This window comes from Oleiphilus sp. HI0132, assembly GCF_001635845.1.
The window spans coordinates 1-721 of sequence record NZ_LWGJ01001195.1; the positions used below are offsets into that span (position 1 = coordinate 1).

1 protein-coding gene and 1 pseudogene are annotated in these 721 nt (G+C 41.5%); both read left to right on the top strand.

Going from position 1 to position 721, the window contains the following annotated elements; genetic code table 11:
- Positions 1-158: 158 nt before the first annotated feature.
- Positions 159-458: a hypothetical protein gene (locus A3766_RS17175; protein WP_068508136.1), complete on the top strand. Its 300-nt coding sequence runs from the start codon at positions 159-161 to the stop codon at positions 456-458.
- A gap of 8 nt (positions 459-466) precedes the next feature.
- Positions 467-721, top strand: a pseudogene (locus A3766_RS17180) (hypothetical protein); the annotation flags it as partial.

The following is a 721-nucleotide window of genomic DNA, read 5'->3' on the forward strand; positions in this document are numbered from 1 at the left end:
GGAAAGTTTGTAGATGAGATTGAAAGGCGTATGGGTCGAAGAGTCGAGAATAGAGGATCGGGTAGGCCTGGGAAGTAGGTCTGACAGCTTTTCAGACACAGATACCAGGAATTGATATAGGTACGTATAATGTCGTACAATTATTCTGTGAGGGGGCAATGAATAAGTTCAAGGACGTTAAAAAGCGGATCCTGCAATGTATATATGATGGAAATGTTTTGCATGAAGCCAGAAACAATATCGAGATTAAGAACTTGTTGGAAGTAGGTGATGTTTCGATCGAAGAGCTAGCAGAAATCATTAAGCATACTCGAGGAGACGACTACGAGGTCAGTCCGCATCATAAAGATCAAAGTATAAATGTGCACCTTATTAAGACTCGGTATCGGCGCCAGTCATGGTATATAAAGTGGTTTTTTATAGAACCAAATGCTGTGTTTATAAGTGTGCATCAATGAGGCCAGTTATGAAAATATTAAAAGAGGGTGATGTGGGAAAGGTTCTTTGTCATACCTGTGAGTCAGTACAAAATTCCACGTTTAAGTTGAGAGACGTCCCCTTTAGTGATGACAGTGGTAGTGTTAAGAACATATTGGCGGGTGTTTGTGATGCCTGCGATAGTGTTGCTGCGATTCCTCATCAATCTACTCCAGCTATTAAGAAGCAGTTAGATAAGCAGCGTAAATCAGTGGAAGGCCGAGTGCCCTCTCACTTAGTTGAT